The 19112-nt window shown below is 66.8% G+C and carries 15 protein-coding genes; 10 read left to right on the forward strand and 5 right to left on the reverse strand.

All coding sequences use genetic code 11. The annotated features are described in order from the left end of the window. Positions 1–56 precede the first annotated feature (56 nt). Positions 57–977: a DMT family transporter gene (locus tag SR870_RS21050; RefSeq protein WP_322515446.1), complete on the forward strand. Its 921-nt coding sequence runs from the start codon at positions 57–59 to the stop codon at positions 975–977. A gap of 34 nt (positions 978–1011) precedes the next feature. Here SR870_RS21050 and SR870_RS21055 read toward each other — a convergent pair whose 3' ends face one another. The 4 genes from SR870_RS21055 to SR870_RS21070 all read right to left on the reverse strand — a co-directional run bounded on the left by SR870_RS21055 (position 1012) and on the right by SR870_RS21070 (position 7001). Further along, positions 1012–1803: a TIGR02186 family protein gene (locus SR870_RS21055; RefSeq protein WP_322515447.1), complete on the reverse strand. Its 792-nt coding sequence runs from the start codon at positions 1801–1803 to the stop codon at positions 1012–1014. Beyond that, positions 1803–2726 carry a sulfite exporter TauE/SafE family protein gene (locus tag SR870_RS21060; RefSeq protein ID WP_322515448.1) on the reverse strand — a complete coding sequence of 308 codons (924 nt, stop codon included), beginning with the start codon at positions 2724–2726 and terminating at the stop codon, positions 1803–1805. Before SR870_RS21060 ends, SR870_RS21055 begins: the two co-directional genes overlap by 1 nt. A 168-nt stretch (positions 2727–2894) precedes the next feature. Further along, entirely contained in the window at positions 2895–6230 is a 3336-nt protein-coding gene (locus SR870_RS21065) for a hypothetical protein (protein ID WP_322515449.1), read from the reverse strand. Positions 6231–6452: 222 nt separating this feature from the next. Then, on the reverse strand, positions 6453–7001 hold the full coding sequence (locus tag SR870_RS21070; protein ID WP_322515450.1) for a TetR/AcrR family transcriptional regulator: 549 nt from the start codon (positions 6999–7001) through the stop codon (positions 6453–6455). 301 nt (positions 7002–7302) lie between these two features. Here SR870_RS21070 and SR870_RS21075 point away from each other — a divergent pair, with 301 nt between their 5' ends. The 4 genes from SR870_RS21075 (at position 7303) to SR870_RS21090 (ending at position 13343) form a co-directional block, all read left to right on the forward strand. After that, the gene (locus tag SR870_RS21075) at positions 7303–7689 is read left to right on the forward strand and encodes a nuclear transport factor 2 family protein (protein ID WP_322515451.1); all 387 of its coding nucleotides are present in this window, start codon (positions 7303–7305) and stop codon (positions 7687–7689) included. Positions 7690–7777: 88 nt separating this feature from the next. Next, the gene (locus SR870_RS21080) at positions 7778–9568 is read left to right on the forward strand and encodes an acyl-CoA dehydrogenase C-terminal domain-containing protein (RefSeq protein WP_322515452.1); all 1791 of its coding nucleotides are present in this window, start codon (positions 7778–7780) and stop codon (positions 9566–9568) included. Positions 9569–9721: 153 nt separating this feature from the next. Continuing rightward, a complete protein-coding gene (locus SR870_RS21085) occupies positions 9722–10930 on the forward strand; it encodes an acetyl-CoA C-acetyltransferase (RefSeq protein ID WP_322515453.1) in 1209 nt (402 codons plus the stop codon). Positions 10931–11126: 196 nt separating this feature from the next. Then, positions 11127–13343, forward strand: coding sequence for a 3-hydroxyacyl-CoA dehydrogenase NAD-binding domain-containing protein (locus tag SR870_RS21090; protein ID WP_322515454.1), 2217 nt, complete (start codon positions 11127–11129; stop codon positions 13341–13343). Between the two features lie 364 nt (positions 13344–13707). On the opposite strand, the gene gstA is transcribed toward SR870_RS21090, so the two are convergent. Further along, on the reverse strand, positions 13708–14322 hold the full coding sequence (gene gstA, locus SR870_RS21095) for a glutathione transferase GstA (protein WP_322515455.1): 615 nt from the start codon (positions 14320–14322) through the stop codon (positions 13708–13710). A gap of 127 nt (positions 14323–14449) precedes the next feature. On the opposite strand from gstA, the gene SR870_RS21100 reads away from it, so the two are divergent. The 5 genes from SR870_RS21100 (at position 14450) to SR870_RS21120 (ending at position 18320) form a co-directional block, all read left to right on the forward strand. Then, positions 14450–14932 carry a helix-turn-helix domain-containing protein gene (locus tag SR870_RS21100; protein ID WP_322515456.1) on the forward strand — a complete coding sequence of 161 codons (483 nt, stop codon included), beginning with the start codon at positions 14450–14452 and terminating at the stop codon, positions 14930–14932. 93 nt (positions 14933–15025) lie between these two features. Continuing rightward, positions 15026–16396 (forward strand): glutamate--cysteine ligase, encoded by a 1371-nt coding sequence (locus SR870_RS21105; protein ID WP_322515457.1) that lies wholly within the window; start codon positions 15026–15028, stop codon positions 16394–16396. Between the two features lie 137 nt (positions 16397–16533). Next, a complete protein-coding gene (locus SR870_RS21110) occupies positions 16534–17088 on the forward strand; it encodes a PAN domain-containing protein (RefSeq protein ID WP_322518337.1) in 555 nt (184 codons plus the stop codon). An 85-nt stretch (positions 17089–17173) separates the two neighbouring features. After that, complete coding sequence (locus SR870_RS21115; protein WP_322515458.1) at positions 17174–17587, forward strand: thioredoxin family protein; 414 nt, start codon at positions 17174–17176, stop codon at positions 17585–17587. Positions 17588–17591: 4 nt separating this feature from the next. After that, entirely contained in the window at positions 17592–18320 is a 729-nt protein-coding gene (locus tag SR870_RS21120) for a cytochrome c biogenesis CcdA family protein (RefSeq protein ID WP_322515459.1), read from the forward strand. The last annotated feature ends 792 nt before the right edge of the window (positions 18321–19112 follow it).

Consider the following 19112-nt stretch of genomic DNA (forward strand, 5'->3'; position numbering starts at 1 on the left):
CATTTAATTTCTCAATGACAACGCGGGTGCCTAAACCGGCCGGACAGGAGACCGTCATGTCGCTGGTGCCCGCCACGTCCTTGACCACGCCCGGCTTCAACACCCGGCCGCTGCAGATCGTGTTGTTCTGTGGGCTGTGGAGCTTCGCCTTCGTCGCCGGCAAGGTCGGCGTCGCCGACTGCCCACCGCTGATCCTGCTGGCGGGGCGGTTCACCCTTGCCGGCGTGCTGATCCTCGGCATCGCGGCGGTTCGCCGCGAACCATGGACGCTGCGCCCGCGCGACGTCGCGATCTGCGCGCTGCTCGGCCTCGCCAACAACGCGCTCTATCTCGGACTCGGCTATGTCGGCCTGCAAACCGTCTCCGCCGGCATCGGCGGGCTGATCGTCAGCGCCAATCCTGTGTTCACCGCGGTGCTGGCGGCGTTGCTGCTGCACGAGAAGCTGACCTGGCGGAAACTCGCCGGGTTGGTGCTCGGCGTCGCCGGCGTCGCCTTCATCGTCTGGCACCGCATCGCGATCGGGGCCGAGGCGTGGCACGGCATCGCCTTCACGCTGGGCTCGCTCGCGTCGATCGTCGCCGGCACTATTCTGTTCAAGCGACTCGCGCCGCAAGGCAGCCTGTGGATCGGCAACGGCATCCAGAACGTCGCCGCGGGTCTGGCGCTGACACCTCTCGCTTTCACGCTGTCGAGCGTCGGCGACATCGTGCCGAGCTGGCGACTTGCCGGCGCCTTCGCGTACCTGGTGCTCGGCGGCTCGATCGTCGCCTACTGGCTGTGGTTCCGGTTGCTGACGCTGTACGGCGCGACCGCGGCGAGCGCCTGGCATTTCGTGATGCCGCCGCTGGCGATGCTGTTCGCGTGGGTCGTGCTCGGCGAAGCCATCGACGGCCGCGATCTGCTCGGCGTGATCCCCGTCGCAATCGGCATCTACCTGGTGACGCGGCCGGCCCGCCCATCAATGACGGCGGGGTAGCATCGGCGCGGTGTCGGTCGGAATCTGAACAGCGCTAGTCTCGTCGGAACACGATCGAGGCCATCCATCCGGTCGCGAGCGCCATCAGGGCGGTCACCAGACCGTAGATGATGCCGTGCTGCTTCGCGGCGTTGGCAACGAATTGTTCGAAGCCGACCTTGGCGATTTCGAACGAGGTCTCGGTCTGGGTCAGCAGTTCGCCATTGCCGAGCAGCTTGATGTGCACCTCGTAGCTGCCGATCGGCACTTCCGCGGGCAGCGGAATGCCGGTGCGGAACAGCGTCGGCGTCAGGAATTTCACTGCCGCCGGGTCCTCGGCATACAGCTCGCGCTCCTCGCGCAGCCGCACGAAGGCGGTGCGGAACTGGTCGTCGGCGACCACGTCGGCGTAGTCGGTGCCGATCCGCTGCGTCAGCAGCGTGTGCCTGATGCCGAGTTGCTGCCGCCGCCGCACGTCGGGCGCGGCGATCGCCTCGATCGGCCGGTTGGAAAACACCGCCAGATAGCTCGGCACCATGAGGAATTGTCGCGAATCGCTGTTGATCCAGATGCCGAACTTCCGCTCCTTGCGGCGCGTCACCATGTCGGTGCGCGGGCCGATGACGGTGACCACCAGATCATAGGGCGTCAGTTCGACCGGCGCCGGACTGTCGCGTTCGACCGAGCCGAACAGCACCAGCTCGCCGCCCGAATAGTTCGGCGTCACCGTGACGCGGGCGTTGGAAACCGAAACGATCAGCTTTTCTGCTTGCGCCGGGCAGGCGAGCGCGAGCCCGATCAGCGCAGCGATGGCGAACGTCAGGGTTGATCCGGCGCGCCGCGTCATCAGCTCGGCCCCGTATCGCGGACGGTGAACAATTCGTTCGGGCGGATCCCGAGTTCGATCCCGAAGCGGACGCCGACAGCGAGCACCAGAAGGCCCAGCAGCAGCCGGAGCTGCTCGCTGCGGATGCGCTGGCCGGCGCGGGCGCCGAACTGCGCGCCGGTGACGCCACCGATCATCAGGATCAGGGCCAGCACCGCGTCGACCAGATGGTTGGTCGCGGCGTGCAGGATGGTGGCGATCAGCATCGTCACCAGCGTCAGCACCATCGAGGTGCCGACCACCATGCTGGTCGGCACCCGCAAGAGATAGATCAGCATGGGCACCAGAATGAAGCCGCCGCCGACACCCATCACCGCGCCGATGAAGCCGATCAGGAGGCCGATCGCCACCACCGGAATCACCGACAGATACATCTTGGAGCGTTTGAACCGGATCTTCAGCGGCAGCGCGTGGATCCAATTGCGGTTGCCGGTGCGGCCGCTCAGCGCGACCTCGCCGCGGCGGGTGCGCAGGATCGCCCGCAGGCCCTCGTAGACCATCAGGCCGCCGACGGCCGTCAGCAGCACCACATAGGCCAGCGCGATCGTCAGATCGAGCTGGCCGATCGAGCGCATCAGCACGAAGAACCACACGCCCAGGGCGGTGCCGGCGATGCCGCCGCACAACAGCACGAAGGCCAGCATCGGATCGATCGCGCGGCGTCGCCAGTACGACAATGCGCCGGAGAACGACGAGGCCGCCATGTGGCTGGTGACCGAAGCCACCGCGACCGCGGGCGCGATGCCGACGAAGATCAGCAGCGGCGTCAGCAGAAAGCCGCCGCCGACGCCGAACATTCCGGACACGAACCCGACCGCGGCGCCCATCGCGAGGATGAGCAGGACATTGACCGGAAGGTCTGCGATCGGAAGATAAAGCTGCACGCGCGGTCGCTTCGGAGTTCGTCGCTGTGGCTGAAAGCGCGGACCGCAAACGACCCGGCAACCCCTGAATAGCCGAAATCGACCTGAGCAGGGATTAACGAATTCGCGACGACAGGGCTTTTTTCAGCGCGGCCGGCGGATCGTTTCCAAGACGGTGAACGAACAGGCTTAACGGGCCGCGCGCTTGCTGGCCGCAGGCTTGGCGGCTGCGGTCGGCTGCGCATCCCAGCCGCCGGCCGGCGCTGCGACCTTGACTGCGTCATCGGGCTGCGGCTCGACCGTGAAGGTCTGGATCGCGAGCCTGGCCGCCGACAGCGATTGCGGATCGAGCCGCTTGGCGACGTCGTCGCGCTTGCGGGCGGAATCCGCGTCGCCCTGGGTGGCGGCAAGGCTGAACCATTTGAACGATTCGGCGAGGTTCTGTTCGACCCCGATGCCGCGCGCATACAGGATGCCGAGGTTGAACTGGCTGTCGGCGACGCCGCGCTCGGCCGCCTTGCGGAACCACTCCGCCGCGCTCTTGTAATTGGCGCCCTTGGTGCCGCCGTCGGCGTCGAGCACCGCGAGATTGTGCATCGCCTTGGCGTTGCCGCGGTCGGCGGCCTGAATGTAGTAGCGGCGGGCCGTGTCGAGGTCCTTCTTCACCCCGAGACCCTTTTCGTTGAGGGTCCCCATCCGGAACATCGCCGGCACGATGCCGGCTTGCGCCGCGCGGCCGTACCACTTCGCCGCCTCCTCGTACTTCGCGGGCACGCCCTTGCCCTCGGCGTAGCGGTTGCCGACCTCATAGGCTGCCGCGGCGTCGCCTTTCAGGGCGGCCTTGCGCAGCGCCGGTCCGCCGATCCCGTCGGGCAGGGTTTCGCCGGCCGGGATCGCGATCGTGGCCGCGGCGCTCGGAGCGGCGCTGGCCTGCGGCGTCGGGATCGTGCCGGTGACATCGGCGGATACAGGAGCGACGGATGCAGGAGCGGCGGGTGCGGCGGGGGCGGGGGCGACAACGGGCGCCTGGGGAGGCGCGAACAGCGATTGCCGGTTGATCGGGGTCGGGGACGTCATCGACGGCGTCGGCGCGGCCGGGTTCGTTGCGGCGGGCGGCGATGCCTCCTCGTCCTCGTCCGTCTCGGGCATCATCTGGGGCGCCGGCTCGCTGAGGCTGGCGGCCGGGACCGTCGAGCCGTCGTCGAGCAGGTTCATCGCCATCTTGAAGGTGCCGAGCACGATCACCACGACGCTGGCGCCGACCAGCAGCGAGCGGATCTTGGACCCGATGGTGGAGCCTGGCTTGCCCTGGGTCGGCCCCGACTTGCTGCCGTCGCCCTTGGCCTTGTCTCCGGATTGCGCGGTGGCGGTGGCCGCGGCCTGTGCGGCGCGGCGGGCGGCCGCGATGAAATTCGAGCTGCTGGCCGGCTCCGGCTTGGCGCCGGCGAATTCGCTGATCGCGCTCTCGGAGGCTGCGATCCGCTCCGACGGCGATGCGACCCGGCCGGGGGGCCGGGTGCCGGGCTCGAGCGGATGATCCGGCGGCAGAGAGGCATCGGCCGGGAGCCTTTGCGGCGCGATCTGCGGCTCGGGGGCGGCAGGGCGGCTGGCCGGCGGCGTCAGAATATCCAGGATCGCCCGCGGCGCGGGCGCTGGCGCGGCCGGTTCGGGCGCGGGGCGCGTCGGCGCGAACTCCCGCGGCGCGGCGGCGAAGGCGGTCGCGGCGGCGGGATTCGGCAATTCGGGGCGTGGCGGCAACGACACTTGCGGCGACACGTGCGCCGGTGCGGCCGAGGCAGTGACGGCCGGCTGCGGCTTCGCGGGCTCGGGCGTCGCGGCGGTTTGAGGCGCAGCCCGCGCATTGCGCAGGTCGCCTTCGATCGTCGCCAGCCGATCGACGACATGGCCGAGCGTATTGTGAACCGCCTCCAGCGCATCCTGGGTCTGGCGACCGGTCTCCGACTGGCTCAGGCGAATGTCGGAAATCTCGCGTTTGATCGATTCGACGGCGCCGGAATCGAACTGCGGTGCCGCCGCGCGACCGAGGTCGGCGATGCGGTGGAAGTTCTCCTGCTGCCGCTCCAGCATCCTGAGGATGTCCTGCAGCCCTTCCTCGACGCGGCCGAAATCACCGCTGCCGCGTTGGGCGGCGGCTGTCTCCATCCGCTCGAGCAGATAGGAAACGCGCTGTTCGAGATGGGCGAACGCCGACGGGCTGTCGTTGCCGACCGGCATGTGATCGAGCCGCTCCGACAGCGCACGGACCGCGCCTTCGAGCTGCTCGGTGGATTCGGTGGCGACCGGCCGCTCGCGGTTCTCCAGCGCCGCCGTCAGCGCCGAGATGCGGCTTTCCAGCGCCGCGAAGGAATCGCTGTGGCTGTCGGCGCGCGCGAGCTGATCGACCTTGTCGGCCAGCGTGTGGACGTTGTCGGAAAGCTGCGCCAACGCCTCGTTCGAGGCGACATTGGAGACGATGCCGCGCAGCGCGCCGATCGCATTCTCGAGCTGCTGCATCGTGCCGGGATCGTCGCTGTTGCGCACGATCATGTCGATCTTGCCGCCGAGATTGCGGATCGCTTCGTCGAAGCCGGCGAGTTGCTCGGCCGGCGTCAGCGAGCGCAGGGCATCGCGGATTTCGCCGAGCGCGCGCTCGATCCCGGCGATCACGCCGGCGTCGCTGCCATTGGCGCGAGTCTCATCGAGCCGCTGCGACAGCGATCTGATCTCGCTTTCGAGCGACTCGATCGCCTTGCGCGGCATCGCTTCGGTGATGGTCTGGCGGATGTCGGCGAGATCGGCGCGGAACGCCGCGATCGACTGTTCGATCACGTCGGGGCGTTGCAGCGCGTCGATCTGGCTGGTGATCTTGAGGAGTTGCTGCTCCAGGCTGGAAAAGTCGGGCCCCGGCCGTGCCTGCGGCGGCTCCATCGCCGGCGCGATCGGCGGCGACTGGCGCAGCGGCATCCGCTCCACCGGGGCGTCGAGCTCGGACTGGCGCGCGGCGATCTCGGCGATCGCGCGATCGAGCGCGTTCGGATCGAGCGGCGGCGAGGCGTGATAGACCTGCGCTGCGGCGCGCTCGACGCGTTCGGTCGGCGTCTGCGGGGCGGCGGAGGGGGCTTGACGCGGCGCAGCCTGCGCCGGCGCAGCGGCCGCCGCCTTGGGCTCGGTGATCCGCGCCAGCCGGGCGTCGAGCCTGGAAATCGCGTCGTTGAGCTGCCGCGCCACGCCGGGCTCGTTGCGCACCGGCGGGCGCGAAATCTGGTCGATCTGGCGGGCAATGGAATCCAGCCGTTGGTGAATTTCGGCGACCTCGGTCGCGTTCTTTTCCGCCAGCGGGGCGCGGATCGACTCCCGGGTAGCGTCGACCGTCGGGCGCGGCTGCGGCGGGGTTTGGGGCGCGGTCTCGCCGAGCTGACCATCGATCCAGTCGGCCAGCGACATGCCGGCGCGCTTGGCGGCGGCCTCCGCCCTTTCGCGCACTGACGGTTCGATGCCCTCGACGCTCCACGATACGCGATTCATGCCCTTGTCCGCTTCCGAACTGGCGCCTGTGGCGCCGCGAATCCTCCCCCGTCGTGTCCCGTGCCGAAAGACACCCGAATTCAATGCGGGAGGGCCGCCTCTGGCATCGACTTTTTCCTGTTAGGGTAAATACCGAGTTAAGGATTGCGCCGGCTGAGACCTAAAGTTGTGGTCGCGGCCCGCCCGCTACACCTTCGCGCTGTCGCCCGTTGGGTTCGCTCGCTATCGGGTGAACAGCGCGCTCAGATCGTCGATATCCGCTTCAGTCACGACGGTGTGGGCCGGGTTCAGCATCGCGGTCTGACCGATATAGGCCCAGTACAGAAATTCGGCCCGCGGCAGCGCGCGCCGGCCTTCAACGCCCGACTCGATCATCAGCTTCGACAGATAGTCGATCCGCCGGGCATCCACCGAGGCGACCATCTGGGCCGCGGCTGCATCCGTCGCCGCCAGCTCCCGGATCGCCCTGTCGAGACTTCGGTCCTCGTTGAAGGCGAGCTTCATCAGGTGCGTCAGCCGCGCCGGGCCGATGATCGAAGTGTCGATCTCGCGAAACACCTGATCGGTCGCCCGTTCCTGCCAGAGTTGCAGGAGCTGGAGCCGGAAATCCGTCGCGTCCCTGAAGTGCCAGTAGAAGCTCCCCCGCGACACCTGCAATCCGGCCGCCAGATCGCCGACCTTGAGCGCTTGCGGGCCGCGTCGCGCCAGGGTGCGCAGCCCGTGAGCGAGCCAGTCCGAACGTGTCAGCCGATCTTTGGTATCCGAGTCCATGTCGGGACCATACACCAGTGTATTGACAGGTCCAGCCTGCGCCGTTACATGCCATTCATAGGTGTATGGAATTGATCGCCAGAGCGCGGCCCGTCACGGTCGCCCGGATCATCCTGTGGGAGGAGCGCTCATGCACGACGTCTTGGTCCGGCGCTGGATGCTCGCGGCAGCCGGGTTGCGGCCTGCGTCAGTCGGTCCGGCTGCGCATGTCGATTGATGTTGCGGCGGCTCGTATCCGGCAACATCCTCCTTCACCTCACGTCCCCTTCACAATCCGACCCGCTGATCTGGAGCGTCGCCGATGGCCTTGACCGGGCTCGACAAGTGGTACGCCTTCATGAAGTCCAAGGACGAGGCCGCGTTGTGGGATCTGCTGCATCCCGACGCGGTGTTCGAGAGCCCGGTGGTTCATACGCCGCAGGCCGGGCGCGAGATCGTGTTCAAGTACCTCTCGAGCGCCGAGAAGGTGCTCGGCGGCCCGGGGTTCACCTATGTGGGCGAATGGCGCAGCGATGACGGCGCGGTGCTGGAATTCGAGAACGTGATCGAGGGCGTCAAGCTCAACGGCGTCGACATCATCACTTTCGCCGAGGATGGCCGTATTACCCGTTTCAAGGTCATGGTAAGACCGCTGAAAGCGATCAACCTGCTGCATCGGCTGATGGGAGAGCAACTGGCGCGACAATAAGGCGCCGACCGGCCGAATTTCCCTCGCCGCCGTTCGAGATCACTCGGATGGCGGACACCTCACAACAGATCCCGATCGAGAGAACCGCATGACGATCTACAAGGCTCCGGTTGAAGATGTCAGCTTCCTGCTGAACGACGTGTTTCATTTCGACAAGTACAATAACCTGCCCGGCTTCGCGGATGCTGCGCCCGACGTGCGCGACGCGATCATCAACGAGGCGGCGCGGCTCAGCGAGCAGGTGCTGGCGCCGCTCAACGCGGTCGGCGATCGCGAGGGCTGCGTCCGCCACGACGACGGCAGCGTCACCACGCCGAAGGGCTTCAAGGAAGCCTACAAGCAGATCGCCGAAGGCGGCTGGCTCGGCCTGTCGTCGCCGCCGGAATTCGGCGGCCAGGGCCTGCCGGTGACGCTGACGCAGACCGTCGCCGAATTCCAGATCTCCGCCAACATGGCGTTCTCGATGTATCACGGCCTGACCATGGGCGCCGCCGCGGCGCTGCTGGTGCACGGCAACGCCGAGCAGAAGGCGCTGTATCTGCCGAAGATGACGGCCGGCGAATGGACCGGCACCATGAATCTGACCGAGCCGCAATGCGGCACCGACCTCGGGCTGCTGCGCACCAAGGCGGTGAAGCAGGCGGACGGCAGCTACAAGATCACCGGCACCAAGATCTTCATCTCCGCCGGCGAGCACGATTTGTCCGAGAACATCATCCATCTGGTGCTGGCGCGGATCGAGGGCGCGCCGGCCGGCATCAAGGGCGTCTCGTTGTTCGTGGTGCCGAAGATCCTGGTCAATGCCGACGGCTCGCTCGGCGCCCGCAACGGCGTGGTGTGCGGCTCGATCGAGCACAAGATGGGCATCCACGGCAACGCCACCTGCACCATGAACTACGACGAGGCCACCGGCTGGCTGATCGGTGAAGAGAACAAGGGCATGCAGGGCATGTTCGTGATGATGAACGAGGCCCGTCTCGGCGTCGCCGTGCAGGGCCTCGCACAGTCCGAGGTCGCGTATCAAAACGCGGTGGCCTATGCGCGCGAGCGTCTGCAGGGCCGCGCATTGTCCGGCCCGAAGGCGACCGACAAGCCGGCCGATCCGATCATCGTGCATCCCGACGTGCGCCGCGTGCTGCTCACCATCCGCGCCTTCAACGAAGCGGCGCGGGCGCTGGTGATGTGGACGGCGCTGAAGAGCGACGTCGCGCATCGCTCCGACGATGCCAAGGAGCGGCAGACCGCCGACGATCATCTCGGCCTGATGACGCCGGTGCTGAAGGGCGTGCTGACCGACGTCGGCTTCTCCAACGCGGTGCTGGCGCAGCAGGTCTATGGCGGCCACGGCTACATCGCCGCCAACGGCATGGAGCAGTTCGTCCGCGACGCCCGGATCGCGATGATCTACGAGGGCGCCAACGGCATCCAGGCGCTCGATCTGGTCGGCCGCAAGCTGCCGCGCGACGGCGGCCGCGCGGTGATGTCGTTCTTCGCCGAGGTCGGCGCCTTCGCCAAGGAGCACGGCGGCGACGAGGCGATGAAGCCGTTCGTCACGCCGCTGTCGACCTCGCTCGGCCATCTGCAGCAGGCCACCACCTGGCTGATGCTGAACGCGATGGCGGCGCCCGACAACGCCGGCGCAGGCGCGACCGATTACATGCAGCTATTCGGCCTCGTCGCCTGCGGCTACATGTGGGCGAAGATGGCCAAGGTCGCGCAGGACAAGATTGCCGCCGAGGGGGCCTCGCCCTATCTGACCACCAAGCTCGTCACCGGCCGGTTCTTCATGGAACGCTCGCTGCCCGAGACCGCGCTGCATCTGGCGCGGATCCAAACCGGCAGCGCGACCACGATGGAATTGCCGGCGGAAGCGTTCTGATACAACCGGCCGTCATCCCCGCGAAAGCGGGGATCCAGTAAACACAGCGCCAGCGATTCGACACGAGCGCCTCGAATACTGGGTCGCCCGGTCGAGCCGGGCGATGACGTCGAGAACACCACCGCGCTACGAAGTTCATTTGGGAGAGACCCGATGCCCGAAGCCTATATCTACGATCACGTTCGCACCCCGCGCGGCCGCGGCAAGGCCGACGGCTCGCTCCACGAAGTGACCGCGCTGGCGCTCGCCACCGTGCCGCTGAAGGCGCTGAAGGAACGCAACAACCTGAAGCAGGACGTGGTCGACGACGTCGTGATGGGCGTGGTCGATCCGGTCGGTGAAGCCGGCTCCGACATCGCGCGCTTTGCGGCGATGAACGCCGGCCTCGGCGAAGCCGTGCCGGGCATTCAGATCAGCCGGTTCTGCGCCTCCGGTCTCGACGCGGTGAACTTCGCCGCGGCGCAGATCATGAGCGGCCAGCACGAATTGGTGATCGGCGGCGGCGCGGAATCGATGAGCCGCATCGGCCTCGGCGCGTCGGGCGGCGCCTGGCCGATGGACCCGTCGATGGCGGTGCCGTCCTACTTCATGCCGCAGGGCGTGTCGGCCGATCTGATCGCGACCAAATACGGTTTCTCGCGTGACGACGTCGACGCCTACGCGGTGCAGAGCCAGCAGCGCGCCGCGAAATCCTGGGACGAGGGCCGGTTCGACAAGTCGGTGGTGCCGGTCAAGGACATCAACGGCCTGACCATCCTGGCCAAGGACGAGCACATGCGGCCGTCGACCACGATGCAGTCGCTCGGGCAATTGCAGCCGTCGTTCGCCGCGATGGCGATGATGGGCGGCTTCGACGCGGTGGCGATCCAGTCGCATCCGGAAATCGAGAAGGTCAACTACGTCCACCACGCCGGCAACTCGTCCGGTATCGTCGACGGCGCCGGCGCGGTGCTGCTCGGCAGCAAGGAAGCCGGCGCGAAGCACGGCCTGAAGCCGCGCGCGAAAATCCGCGCCTTCGCCAATATCGGCTCCGAGCCCGCGATGATGCTGACCGGCCCGGTCGACGTCACCAACAAGCTGTTCGAGCGCTCCGGCATGAAGAAGAGCGACATCGACCTGTTCGAACTCAACGAGGCGTTCGCCTCGGTGGTGCTGCGCTTCATGCAGGCGTTCGAGATCGAGAACGACAAGATCAACGTCAATGGCGGCGCGATCGCGCTCGGCCATCCGCTCGGCGCCACCGGCGCGATGATCCTCGGCACCGTGCTCGACGAGCTCGAGCGCACCGACAAATCGACCGCCCTGGTGACGCTGTGCATCGGCGGCGGCATGGGCACCGCGACGATCATCGAGCGGGTGTGAGTTCTTGCCCTCTCCCCTTGTGGGAGAGGGTGCCTGAGATGCGAAGCATCGAAGGCGGGTGAGGGGGCAGCTCCTCGCTCCGCCGCCCCCCTCACCCGGCGCCGACTTCGTCGGCGCCACCCTCTCCCACAAGGGGAGAGGGAAGAATAGACAACCGCCGCGCCGCAACGGCTGCTGGCATCGAAGGAGCTAATCAATGACCTTCAAGAACTTCAAGCTCGAGACCGACGCCGACGGCATTACGCTGGTGACCTGGGATCTGCCCGGCAAGTCGATGAACGTGCTGGACGCCGCGACCATCGAGGAACTCGGCGCGATCGTCGAGCAGACCACCAAGGACGCCGCTGTGAAGGGCGTGGTGATCACCTCCGCCAAGGAGTCGTTCTGCGCCGGCGCCGATCTGTCGATGCTGGAAACCATGAACAAGCAGTTCGCACAGATCCGGAAGGACAAGGGCGAAGAAGCCGCGCAACAGATGCTGTTCGACGAGAGCCGCAAGCTATCGCAGATCCTGCGCAGCATCGAGACCTCGGGCAAGCCCTGGGTCGCGGCGATCAACGGCCTGGCGCTGGGCGGCGGCTTCGAAGTGACGCTGGCCTGTCATCATCGTATCGCCGCGGACAATCCGAAGTCGCGGCTCGGCCTGCCGGAGATCAAAGTCGGCCTGTTCCCGGGCGGCGGTGGCACCCAGCGCATCGCCCGCATCGTCGATCCGCAGAACACCATGACGATTCTGCTCAAGGGCGATCAGCTCAAGCTCGACAAGGCCAAGGCGCTGAAGCTGGTCGACGCCATCGTGCCGGCCGACCAGATGATCTCGGCCGCCAAGGACTGGATCAAGGCCGGCGGCAAGGCGGTGGCGCCGTGGGACGAGAAGGGCTTCAAGCTGCCCGGCGGCCCGGTGTTCTCCAAGCAGGGCATGATGATGTTCCCGGCCGGCAACGCGATCTATCGCCGCGAGACCTACGACAACTATCCGGCCGCGCGCGCCATCATGAGCTGCGTCTATGAGGGCCTGCTGGTGCCGATGGATACGGCGCTGCGGATCGAGTCGCGCTACTTCGCCAAGGTGCTGCAGACCAAGGAAGCCGCGGCGATGATCCGCAGCCTGTTCCTGTCGATGCAGGAGCTGAACAAGGGCGCGCGCCGTCCGCAGGGCGTGCCGCCGACCAAGGTCAAGAAGCTCGCCATCATCGGCGCCGGTTTCATGGGCGCCAGCGTCGGTTACGTCTCGGCCAAGGCCGGCATCGACGTGGTGCTGATCGATCGCGATCAGGAGAGCGCCGACAAGGGCAAGGCGCACTGCAAGAGCGTGATCGACGGCCTGATCGCCAAGGGTCGCGCCAAGCCGGCCGACGCCGAGGCGCTGATGTCGCGTATCACGGCGACGCCGGACTACAACGCGATCTCGGATTGCGATCTGGTGATCGAGGCGGTGTTCGAGGATCGCAAGATCAAGGCCGAGACCTACGCCAAGGCGCAGCCGCTGTTGAAAGAAGGCGCGATCTTCGCCTCCAACACCTCGACGCTGCCGATCAACTCGCTGGCCGAAGAGTTCAAGGATCAGTCGAAATTCATCGGCATCCATTTCTTCTCGCCGGTCGAGAAGATGATGCTGGTCGAGGTCATCGTCGGCAAGAACACCGGCGACGTCGCGCTCGCGACCGCGCTCGACTACACCCGTCAGATCAACAAGACCCCGATCGTGGTCAACGATTCGCGCGGCTTCTTCGCCAACCGCTGCGTGCTGCGCTTCACCGCAGAAGGCCTCGAGATGCTGATGGAAGGCATCCCGGCGCCGATGATCGAGACCGCGGCGAAGATGGCCGGCATGCCGGTCGGGCCGCTGTCGCTCGCCGACGAGGTCGCGCTCGATCTGGTGCTCAAGATCATGAAGGCCACCGAAGCCGATCTCGGCGAACAGGCGGTCGATCAGCAGCAGAAGAAGCTGATGGTCGAGATGGTCGAAAAGCAGGGCCGGTTCGGCCGCAAGAACGCCAAGGGCTTCTACGACTATCCGGAAAAGGGCAAGGGACAGAAGGCGCTGTGGGCCGGCATCGGCGCGCTGCAGCCCAAGCACGTCGATCCGGATACGGTCGATGTCGAGGAACTGAAGCAGCGCTTCCTGGTGGTGCAGGCGGTCGAAGCCGCGCGCACCGTCGAGGATCACGTCATCACCGATCCGCGCGAGGCCGATGTCGGCTCGATCCTCGGCTTCGGCTTCGCCCCCTTCACCGGCGGCACGCTGAGCTACATCGACTTCATGGGCACCAAGGAATTCGTGGCGCTCTGCCACAAGCTGGAAGGCAAATACGGCTCGCGCTTCACGCCGCCGAAGCTCTTGGAAGACATGGCCAAGACCGGCGAGACCTTCTACCAGCGCTTCGCCCCGAAGAAGCAGGCGGCGGCGTAAGCGCTGCAACCGCTTCACCAAGCCCGGTGCTAACCTCTCCCTGCGCGCGGGGAGAGGTCGACCGGCAGAGCGCAGCGAAGCCGGTCGGGTGAGGGGGCGTTTCCACGCAGCCGAGAGTCAGTGCTCGCGTCGCCCCTCACCCCACCCCTCTCCCCGCAAGAGCGGGGCGAGGGAGAGCGCTGCGGTTGGTGTGAGGCTTTGCTTCGGTTGAACAGGACGAAAGTCAAAGGGCCCGGATCATTGCGATCCGGCCCTTCGCATTTGAGCAGTTCGTCATTGCGAGGAGCGAAGCGACGAAGCAATCCAGGCTGGTGCGTGAAGCGCTGGATTGCTTCGCTCTGCTCGCAATGACGCTGAAGCGCGCTCACGCCTTCTGCAGCAGCCCCTCGCTCTGCAACGCGGCCTGCACCTGCGGCCGCTCGCCGACGCGGGCCTTGAAGGCGTTGAGATTGGCGAAGGCGGAGGTGTCGATCTTCATCCGCTCGGCCCAGCTCAGGATCACGAACAGATAGCCGTCCGCCACGGTGAATTGCGAGCCCATCAGGTAGTCTTTGCCGGCGAGCTGCTTGTCCGCATAGGCGAAATATTTGGCGATGCGGTCCTTGAAGAACTGCTTGGCATCGTCGCCGAGCACCGGGGAGAACAGCGGGCCGAAGCTCTTGTGCAGGTCGGTCGAAATGAAATTCAGCCATTCCTGCAGCCGGTAGCGCTCGGGTGTGCCGTTCTCGGGTGCGAGCTTGCCGCCGCCGACCTTGTCGGCGATCATCTGCACGATCGCCGGGCCTTCGGTCAGCACGCTGCCGTCGTCGAGGCCGAGCGCCGGGACGGAGCCTTTCGGGTTGATCTGCGTATAGTCGTCGCCATTCTCCAGCTTCTTCGCCCGGAGGTCGACCTTGACCAGCTCGAACGGCAGGCCGGACTCGCTGAGCGCGATATGCGGCGACAGCGAACACGCTCCGGGTGAATAATACAGCTTCATCGACGATTCCTCCTGAAGGATCATTGGAAAGGCGCGCGGGCGCGATTAAATGCGCGTGCATGGAAGAGTCAAGATTGATGCAATTGCATATGGTGCGCTACACTCGGCGGCCACGATGGATGGAGCGATGAAGCGCAAGCCGTCGACTGAAGCGACCGCGGCCTGGGTCCGCCTGATGCGGGTCCGCAGCCGGGTGCTGGACGCGGTCGAACTCGAACTGAAAAAGGCCGGCTTCCCGCCGCTCGCCTGGTACGATGCGCTGCTCGAATTGTCGCGCGCGCCGGGCGGCGAGATGCGTCCGGTCGAGCTCGAGAAGCAGATGCTGATCCCGCAATATTCGACCTCGCGCCTGATCGACCGGCTGGTCGACGAAGGGCTGGCGGCGCGGCGCGAATGCAAGATGGACAAGCGTGGCCAGTTCGTCGAGATCACCGAGGCGGGGCGCGAGCTGCAGAAGAAGATGTGGTCCGCCTATTCGGCCGCGATCGAAAAACACGTCGGCTCGAAATTGTCCGATGCCGACGCGGCGCGGCTGTGCGGGCTGCTCGACCGGCTGGGCTGCTCCTGCGACGGAGCGGCGGCCGCGCGAGACACCGCGGCGACGCGATGATACAGAGTTCCCCCGTTTCGCTCGCGGTTGTTGTCTGCCGCGACCCCCGCCACCTTGCGCAGACGATCCCCGCGCTTTGCTTCCGGAATTCTCATGGCGCGTGACCAGATCGATATGACGCCGCTGAACTCGCGCGACGAACTCGTGGCGTGGATCGAGGCGGGCGTCAAACCGCCGTCGGAATTCCGGATCGGCACCGAGCACGAAAAGACGCCGTTCACGCTCGAAGGCCATCGCCCGGTGCCTTACGAAGGCGCGCGCGGCATCGGCTCGCTGCTCGAGGGCATGAAGATCCTGCTCGGCTGGGAGCCGATCATGGAAGGTCCTCACATCATCGGGCTGCACGACGTGACCGGCGGCGGCGCGATCTCGCTCGAGCCCGGCGGCCAGTTCGAACTGTCCGGCGCGCCGGTCGACAATGTGCACCAGACCCACGCCGAGCTGATGGCGCATCTGGCGCAGGTGCGCGAGATCGCAGCGCCCCTCGGCATCGGCTTCCTCGGCCTCGGCATGACGCCGTCCTGGTCCCGCGACGACATCCCGGTGATGCCGAAGGGCCGCTACAAGATCATGACCAACTACATGCCGAAGGTCGGCCGCTACGGCCTCGACATGATGTACCGCACCTGCACGGTGCAGACCAATCTCGACTTCTCGTCGGAAGCCGACATGGTCAAGAAACTGCGCGTCTCGGTGGCGCTGCAGCCGATCGCGACCGCGTTGTTCGCCAATTCGCCGTTCACCGAAGGCAAGCCGAACGGCTTTCTGTCGTTTCGCTCCGAGATCTGGCGCGACACCGACAATGCCCGCTCCGGCATGATCCCGTGGGCGTTCGAGGACGGCATGGGTTTCGAGCGCTGGGTCGACTACGCGCTCGACGTGCCGATGTATTTCGTCAAGCGCGGCGACGACTACATCGACGTCTCCGGCTCGTCGTTCCGCGATTTCTTCGACGGCAGGAACGCGAAGCTGCCGGGCGAACGGCCGACGCTGTCGGACTGGGCCAATCATCTGTCGACGATCTTTCCCGAGGTGCGGCTGAAGCGCTATCTCGAGATGCGCGGCGCCGACGGCGTGCCGTGGGGCCGGCTGCCGGCGCTGCCGGCGTTCTGGGTCGGCCTGCTGTACGACGACGAAAGCCTCGACGCCGCCTGGGAGATCGTCAAAGGCTGGGACGCCTGGGAACGTCAGGCGCTGCGCGACGACGTCCCGCGGCTCGGCTTCAAGGCCAAGATCCGCAACCGCTTCCTGTTCGAGATCGCCAGGGATTGTCTGGTGCTGGCGCATGCCGGGCTTCGCCGGCGCGGCCGGATCGATTCGTTCGGCAACGACGAATCGCGCCACCTCGCACCGCTCGACGAGATCATCGCGTCCGGCCGCACCCCGGCCGAGGAGATGCTGGAGAAGTTCAACGGCGCCTGGCAAGGCTCGGTCGAACCGGCTTACGACGAATACGCGTTCTGAGCCCCGGCCGGCGAGGGAAGCCCGTTCATCGCACGTACAGGTAGGCGACCGTCAGATGCCTTTTTGGTGCGGCGGTCCGGTCCTGTTTTGGTGCACCGATCGGCGGGGACACGGGCTCAATTCGAAAGCGGGTGTGGATGCGGCGAGGCGGCCCGCTCAGGGCATGGATACTCGCGCTTGCCGTTGCTGCGGCGGTGCTGGCGCCGCGCGTGGCGCAGGCGCAGGCCAATTTCGACCGGCCGGGCGCGGACTATCTGCGCGCGCCGGTTTCGAGCAACGACCCCGCCGACTGTGCGCTGATGTGCGAGCGCGACCGCCGCTGCCGGTCCTGGACCTTCGCCTATCCGCAGGCGCCCGAGGACGGCGCGTTCTGCTGGCTGAAGAGCAGCGTGCCGCAGCGCAGCCCGAACAATTGCTGCGTGTCCGGCGTGCGCGGGGCCGGGGTTCTCGAGCCTCGCAGCGGCTCGATCGAGTCGTCGATCGACCGGTTCGGCGGCGACTACCGCAATTTCGAGCTGAAGCACAACGAAGGCGACGAGGCCTGCAAGGCAGCGTGCGAGCAGGACAACAAATGCCGCGCCTGGACCTATGCGAGGCCAGGCTATGTCGGCCGCAACGCCCGTTGCTTCCTGAAAAGCCAGGTCAAACCGCCGCGGCGCAAGCCCGGGTTTTTTTCCGGCGTGGTCAGGTAACGTTGGCGGGAACCCTCTCGTAACTCTGGCACGCGCCACCGGCCGAGCCGGTGCAGGCGCTTCGCCAGCAGAGGGATTTTCGACGATGTTTCAAGCTCGACTGACCCGAAAGACGTTCACCCGCGCCGTTCTCGCTGCCGCGCTGACGGTGGCGCTGCCATTCGCAGCGGCGCTTGCCAATCCTGTGACGCCCTACACGCCGGCGGCCTTCAAGGCGGCCCAGGCGGCCGGCGAACCCGTCCTGATCGCGATCCATGCCGACTGGTGCTCGACCTGCAAGGCGCAGACGCCGATCATCGACCGCCTCGCGGGCGATCCGAAATTCGCCAAGCTCAAGATCTTCCGGGTCGATTTCGACGGCCAAAAGCCGGTCGTGAAGGAATTCGGCGCCAACATGCAGTCGACCCTGATCGTGTTCAAGGGCGCGACCGAGCAGGGCCGTTCGGTCGGCGACACCAAGGAGGCTTCGATCGCGACCCTGCTCGGCAAGGCGCTGTAACGCCGTGACCGCGTTGGCACTGGCCTTTTTGGCCGGTCTGCTGTCGATCCTGTCGCCCTGTGTGCTGCCGCTGGTGCCGATCGTGCTCGGCGCTGCGGTGGCACAACACCGCCACGGTCCCTTGGCGTTGGCCGCCGGCCTCGCGCTGTCGTTCACGCTGATCGGGCTGCTGGTGGCGACCGTCGGTTTCAGCGTCGGTCTGGACGGCGGCGTCTTCCGCACCGCCGCTGCGGTGATCATGATCGCGCTCGGCGCCGTCCTGCTGGTGCCGGCGGCGCAGGCGCGGCTCGCCGCGGCGGGCAGCCCGCTGTCCGGAATGGCCGATCAGTATTTCGGCGGGACTGAAGGCGGGACTCGAGGCTCGGGGCTCGCCGGACAGTTCGCGATCGGGCTGCTGCTCGGCGCGGTGTGGTCGCCCTGCGTCGGCCCGACGCTGGGCGCGGCGTCGCTGCTGGCGTCGCAGGGCCGCGATCTGCCGACCGTGGCGCTGACCATGGCGGTGTTCGGGATCGGCGCGGCGCTGCCGCTGGTCGCGCTCGGCTGGCTGTCGGGCACGACGCTGATGGCGATCCGCAGCCGGCTGCTGTCGGCCGGCAAGCTCGGCAAGCTGCTGCTCGGGATCGCCTTCGTCACGATCGGCGTCGCGATCCTCTCCGGCCTCGACAAGACGATCGAAGCCGCCCTGGTTGCCGCCTCGCCGCAATGGCTGACCAATCTGACGACGGCGTTCTAGAATGTTCGCCGGGATCGACGAGCGGGTCGAGCCGGGCGATGACGTTGGAGGATCAGGCGCGGCCATGCCAAGCGCCGTCATTGCCGGGCTCGACCCGGCAATACATCCTCTTTGCATAAACTTCTCCATGGCGCGCTGACGCGCGCGATGGATGCGCGGGCCTCCGCCGCGCCGAAGGGGCTTCGGCCCCGCAGGCGGGTCAAGCCCGCGCATGACGGGAGTGAGGGCGGCGAGCGCGTTGCCTCACATGACGTCCGTTTCACTTATCAAACAGCCACATCCATTCGCTCTCGCGGCTCCGCTGAGCCCGAGTTGCGCACCCGTCGCTTCACAGCGAGGGGTGGGGGCGCGCCGTGAGGCGCGAAGGTGGTGAGTGTCGCGATGGCTTTGCGGACCATCGCGCAACGCCTCGTCGGCGCGCCCACCGCGGCGGTTTTGGGCATCGGGACCGTTCTTCCGGGAACACAGCGGAGCGGGATCTCCCCTGCCTTGCTGCGCCCGTCCAGCCACGAAAGCGGCAGCCGCTCGTAGTAGCGGCGGACGGTGACCTCTGCCTCCCGGACGTGCGGGTGCGAGCCGCAACGCGCAGGACGCCGCGTCCACCCGACTTCGCTGACCAGTGTCAGCTTCGCCGGGCCATCGTTCCGGACCGGTTGCCCGGCCCGTCGATCTGTCCCGCTTGTACGACGCCTCGCGAAGCGCCCCTCACGGACAGGACGTGGCGGATTATAATCATAATAGGATTATTGTCAAGGGATGATTTGTCTCGTGTTCCGGACGCGCTGCGGCACG

Origin of the sequence: Rhodopseudomonas palustris (assembly GCF_034479375.1) — a bacterium.
Taxonomy (GTDB): Bacteria; Pseudomonadota; Alphaproteobacteria; order Rhizobiales; family Xanthobacteraceae; genus Rhodopseudomonas; species Rhodopseudomonas palustris_M.

What these genes read in the sequence shown, in the direction of transcription:
- SR870_RS21050 (WP_322515446.1), top strand. Translation starts at nt 57, where the DNA reads ATGTCGCTGGTGCCCGCCACGTCCTTGACCACGCCCGGCTTCAACACC.
- SR870_RS21055 (WP_322515447.1), bottom strand. Translation starts at nt 1,803, where the DNA reads ATGACGCGGCGCGCCGGATCAACCCTGACGTTCGCCATCGCTGCGCTG.
- SR870_RS21065 (WP_322515449.1), bottom strand. Translation starts at nt 6,230, where the DNA reads ATGAATCGCGTATCGTGGAGCGTCGAGGGCATCGAACCGTCAGTGCGC.
- SR870_RS21070 (WP_322515450.1), bottom strand. Translation starts at nt 7,001, where the DNA reads ATGGACTCGGATACCAAAGATCGGCTGACACGTTCGGACTGGCTCGCT.
- SR870_RS21075 (WP_322515451.1), top strand. Translation starts at nt 7,303, where the DNA reads ATGGCCTTGACCGGGCTCGACAAGTGGTACGCCTTCATGAAGTCCAAG.
- SR870_RS21080 (WP_322515452.1), top strand. Translation starts at nt 7,778, where the DNA reads ATGACGATCTACAAGGCTCCGGTTGAAGATGTCAGCTTCCTGCTGAAC.
- SR870_RS21085 (WP_322515453.1), top strand. Translation starts at nt 9,722, where the DNA reads ATGCCCGAAGCCTATATCTACGATCACGTTCGCACCCCGCGCGGCCGC.
- SR870_RS21090 (WP_322515454.1), top strand. Translation starts at nt 11,127, where the DNA reads ATGACCTTCAAGAACTTCAAGCTCGAGACCGACGCCGACGGCATTACG.
- gstA (WP_322515455.1), bottom strand. Translation starts at nt 14,322, where the DNA reads ATGAAGCTGTATTATTCACCCGGAGCGTGTTCGCTGTCGCCGCATATC.
- SR870_RS21100 (WP_322515456.1), top strand. Translation starts at nt 14,450, where the DNA reads ATGAAGCGCAAGCCGTCGACTGAAGCGACCGCGGCCTGGGTCCGCCTG.
- SR870_RS21105 (WP_322515457.1), top strand. Translation starts at nt 15,026, where the DNA reads ATGGCGCGTGACCAGATCGATATGACGCCGCTGAACTCGCGCGACGAA.
- SR870_RS21110 (WP_322518337.1), top strand. Translation starts at nt 16,534, where the DNA reads ATGCGGCGAGGCGGCCCGCTCAGGGCATGGATACTCGCGCTTGCCGTT.
- SR870_RS21115 (WP_322515458.1), top strand. Translation starts at nt 17,174, where the DNA reads ATGTTTCAAGCTCGACTGACCCGAAAGACGTTCACCCGCGCCGTTCTC.